This is a genomic window from Streptomyces sp. NPDC017890, from assembly GCF_044328675.1.
Taxonomy (GTDB): Bacteria; Actinomycetota; Actinomycetes; order Streptomycetales; family Streptomycetaceae; genus Streptomyces.
This window is the reverse complement of the sequence record NZ_JBIRHU010000091.1, coordinates 1-3,276: the sequence shown is the minus strand read 5'-3', so window position 1 is coordinate 3,276 and position 3,276 is coordinate 1. Positions and strand designations below refer to the sequence as shown.

General features: G+C 65.2%; 5 protein-coding genes and 1 pseudogene. 2 read left to right on the top strand and 4 right to left on the bottom strand.

Features of this window, described 5'->3' with window-relative positions:
- The 3 genes and pseudogenes from ACH4F2_RS35430 to ACH4F2_RS35420 all read right to left on the bottom strand — a co-directional run.
- A pseudogene (locus tag ACH4F2_RS35430) lies at positions 1-638 on the bottom strand (hypothetical protein); the annotation flags it as partial.
- A gap of 25 nt (positions 639-663) precedes the next feature.
- Entirely contained in the window at positions 664-999 is a 336-nt protein-coding gene (locus tag ACH4F2_RS35425; RefSeq protein WP_298773717.1) for a helix-turn-helix transcriptional regulator, read from the bottom strand.
- Positions 996-2,126 (bottom strand): tyrosine-type recombinase/integrase, encoded by a 1,131-nt coding sequence (locus ACH4F2_RS35420; RefSeq protein ID WP_298773715.1) that lies wholly within the window; start codon positions 2,124-2,126, stop codon positions 996-998. Before ACH4F2_RS35420 ends, ACH4F2_RS35425 begins: the two co-directional genes overlap by 4 nt.
- A 320-nt stretch (positions 2,127-2,446) precedes the next feature.
- On the opposite strand from ACH4F2_RS35420, the gene ACH4F2_RS35415 reads away from it, so the two are divergent.
- Complete coding sequence (locus ACH4F2_RS35415) at positions 2,447-2,722, top strand: type II toxin-antitoxin system Phd/YefM family antitoxin (RefSeq protein WP_054828168.1); 276 nt, start codon at positions 2,447-2,449, stop codon at positions 2,720-2,722.
- Positions 2,719-3,009 (top strand): type II toxin-antitoxin system RelE/ParE family toxin, encoded by a 291-nt coding sequence (locus ACH4F2_RS35410; RefSeq protein WP_054828169.1) that lies wholly within the window; start codon positions 2,719-2,721, stop codon positions 3,007-3,009. The genes ACH4F2_RS35415 and ACH4F2_RS35410 overlap by 4 nt, the downstream gene beginning before the upstream one ends.
- Positions 3,010-3,081: 72 nt before the next feature.
- On the opposite strand, the gene ACH4F2_RS35405 is transcribed toward ACH4F2_RS35410, so the two are convergent.
- Positions 3,082-3,276, bottom strand: a 195-nt coding sequence (locus ACH4F2_RS35405) for a hypothetical protein (protein WP_398136760.1), incomplete at its 5' end; no start/stop codon positions are given.

Below are 3,276 nucleotides of genomic sequence, written 5' to 3'. Positions count from 1 at the left end.
GTGATGACCTGCTGCGATTGGTGGATTGGTGTGGAGGCGAGCTTTTTCTCGAGCCAGCTGGTGAAGCGGTCGAGGTTGCGGTCATAGGGCGCGAGGATTCCGCAGCTGATGAACAGGTCCCGTAGGTGACGTGCGGTGCGCTCGGCGGGGTAGTGGGCGAAGGTGTCGTGACTGATGGTCAAGCGGTGTTGCGCGAACCCGTCCAGGAGCTGGCGCACGTCGGGATTGCGTAGCCAGATGAGCGCACTTCGCGGGTGGTCCTGGCTGGTCAGCGCATCGAGTAGCGGTTTCAGCTCGGCCGAGACGAATCCGGTGTCGGCGGTGGTGAGCAGGGCGGTCAGGTCGTCGGTGAGGCAGCATCGGGCGCAGAGTCCGCGCCGGTGGGGTTCGTCCTGATCGCCGCAGCGGGTGCAGATCAGGCGGGGATCGTCGATCCCTGCACAGTCGGTGCAGATGGCCTGGTTGCCTGAGAGTCCGGGGAGGAGCCGGTCCGGGGTCAGGCAGCGAGGACACGTTCCGCGGCGACGGGTGGCCTGTTGGTAGCAACGGCGGCAGACGAAGCCCTCTGGCCAGCGCACGCCGCGAGGCTGGCGCTCGTCGTCGCACCGTGTGCAGTGGTACTTCGATGTGTCAGCCATGTGTGTCGCCTGCGCGGGGGTCCGTCTACGCCGGTGGGCCGGGTCGGTGGATGTGGGCCCGCTTCGGTCGCAGCGGACCATCAGCTGAGGGGGAGACGTCGGTGGCGGTGCGCCGCGAGGGTGCGGCGTCGACACGGAAGTCGCAGAGGTCCTCGACGCTGCAGTCCAGAACGTGGCACAGGGCGCCGAGCAGCGCCAGGGGCAGCCGGTCCGGGGTGCGTCCGAGGAGGCGGTAGAGCTGCGAGGCGGAGAGCTCGATGCCGACCTCATGCAGCGGGGTGATCAGGTCAGACAGGTTGTGCATGTCTCGGTCGGTCATGACTTGGCGTAGTCGCCACTGGTAGGCGATCCGGTGCTTCATGTCTCGTTCGTCCTTTCGGGCAGGCGGCCGGCTGCGGCACGTAGGGCGGCGGCTACGACGCGGCTGCGGTAGTCGGGGGAGACGAAGGTGTAGAGCGAGGTGGTCGAGGCGTACTCGTGTCCGACTTGCTCTTGGATGAAGCGGGTGTCGTAGCCGGACTCGACAAGCAGCGTGACGTAGCTGCGGCGCAGGGAGTGAAAGTCCAGTCCGGGGTCGGTCAGGCCGGCTGTGTCACAGAGTTCGGCGAAGCTGTGGGACAGTGCCCCGTTCGAGATTCGTTCGGATCGTTCGGTTGGAAACAATGCGGTCCCGGTGGTGCGGTCGAAGCTGGTGCGCCCCTGGTCGATCCACTGCTCGAGGCAGTCGATCACCCACGCGGTCTCTGGGACGGTCAGTACGCCGCGCCGTTTGGCGGGGGATCCTTTGCCGGGCTTGCCGTACCGGACGTAGCAGACCCCGAATCGGCCGAACTGCCGTGCACGCGGATTCGGCCCAAAATCCGTCAGGTCCAGCATGCGAACTTCGTTGCGGCGCAGGCCCCATGCGTAGGCGACCTTGGTGATCGTCGCGGTTCGCAGCGCGACCATCGCCCCCTTCGTGCCGACCTCGTAGCGGCGGGTGACCTGCTCGTCCGCGGTATCGCACAGGTCCTGCAGCTCGTCGGTGGTGTACGCCCGTTTGCGTGGGTCGCCGGGACCCTCGTGGACGTGGCGGGCCGAGTTGGCCTCGGTAATGACCTGTACGGGATGCGTGGCGAACCGGTCCTGGCATTGCTCGGCCCACTCGTAGGCCGGGTCGAGCAGGTAGTCCATGAAGTGCCGCAGCGCACCTTGATAGTTCAGGACGGTGCTGTGCGCTATGCCGTGGACTCCGCGTAGTTCGGTGATCCAGTCATCGGCCATCGCTGGCGTCCAGGTCCAGGGGCCGTCGGCATCGCAGAAGTCCCGGAACCGCCGTATCGTGGCCACCCGCGCCGAGATCGTGCCGGCAGACAGGTTTCGTGCCAGCTGCTGGTGAGACCAGCCGGTGACCATCGCCTCGAACACCGAGGCTTCCGGACGTAGAACAGCGATACCGTCGGCCAGCTGCAACCGCGCCGACCCTGGAGGAAGATCCTGCTGCGACATCTCGCACCGCCCAAAAATGGCTCGCGTCTTGTGCGAAAGTGTCGCATGAAATGCGAATCGCGACAAGAGGCCGCAGGTAGCAGCGCCGCCACCATCCCGCCATCGGCTGGCGGTCACGGTCCAACAAGGGCGGAAGCGCTGGCCCGGCACCTGCTCACGCGCAGGTCACGAGGCCAGTCGGGCACTACGGGCGAGGGGCAGTTCGGGGAGGGGTCGAGTTCGCACAATCTACAACTCGGCATCGTTTACCTTACATAATTACTATTATCGGCTAAAAGTATGGCTATCGTCGGGCCAGTCTGGCGGCTAGACTGGACGGCATGACGACAGTGCCACTGGGTGAAGCCAAGGACAAGCTCTCCGCGCTGGTCGATAGCGCCGAAACCACGCACGACATCATCACGATCACCAAGCACGGCAAACCCGCCGCGGTGCTGATGTCTGCCGACGACCTCGAATCGCTGCACGAGACGATCTACTGGCTCTCACGTGCCGGTGTCCGCGACGACGTCGCTACCGCCGACGCCGAGTACGCTGCCGGCCACACTGCCTCCATCGACGACCTGCGCGCGGAACACGGCCTGCCGCCGAAATGAGCGACGCTCCCACAGACTCGTCCGACCCGTACCGGGTCGAAGTCGCATCCCCAGCTCGCCGCGACCTTCAACGTCTCCCATCCCGGATCGTCCACGCCGTCATCGAATTCATCTCCGGACCCCTCGCCGAGAACCCTCACCGGCTCAGCAAACCGCTACGCGACGACCTCGACGGTCTCCACAGCGCCCGCCGCGGCGACTACCGAATCCTGCTCCACATCGACGACCCCAACCACACCATCGTCATCGTCAGAATCGACCACCGTGCCCACGCCTATCGCACCTAGGGGTAAAGCCATACGTGCGAGAGACATTGAGATACAGCTGGTGCCGCGGTAGCGCAGTCGACACAGACTCGATCAACCTCGAAATGTGATGCCCGAAGGTTCCACCACACCAGGGTCATGGCCGTTGACGCTAAGTAGTTGACGCGCCGCGATGACCTGAACATCTTGGTATGGCCCTGGGCCGACAATCAGTCTCGCGATTGTTGTCTCTGCCGCCGGACGCCAATGGGTGCCGAGGTTGATCGCGAACGCGGTGAAGGGCGAGAG

What these genes read in the sequence shown, in the direction of transcription:
- ACH4F2_RS35420 (WP_298773715.1), bottom strand. Translation starts at nt 2,126, where the DNA reads ATGTCGCAGCAGGATCTTCCTCCAGGGTCGGCGCGGTTGCAGCTGGCC.
- ACH4F2_RS35410 (WP_054828169.1), top strand. Translation starts at nt 2,719, where the DNA reads ATGAGCGACGCTCCCACAGACTCGTCCGACCCGTACCGGGTCGAAGTC.
- ACH4F2_RS35425 (WP_298773717.1), bottom strand. Translation starts at nt 999, where the DNA reads ATGAAGCACCGGATCGCCTACCAGTGGCGACTACGCCAAGTCATGACC.
- ACH4F2_RS35415 (WP_054828168.1), top strand. Translation starts at nt 2,447, where the DNA reads ATGACGACAGTGCCACTGGGTGAAGCCAAGGACAAGCTCTCCGCGCTG.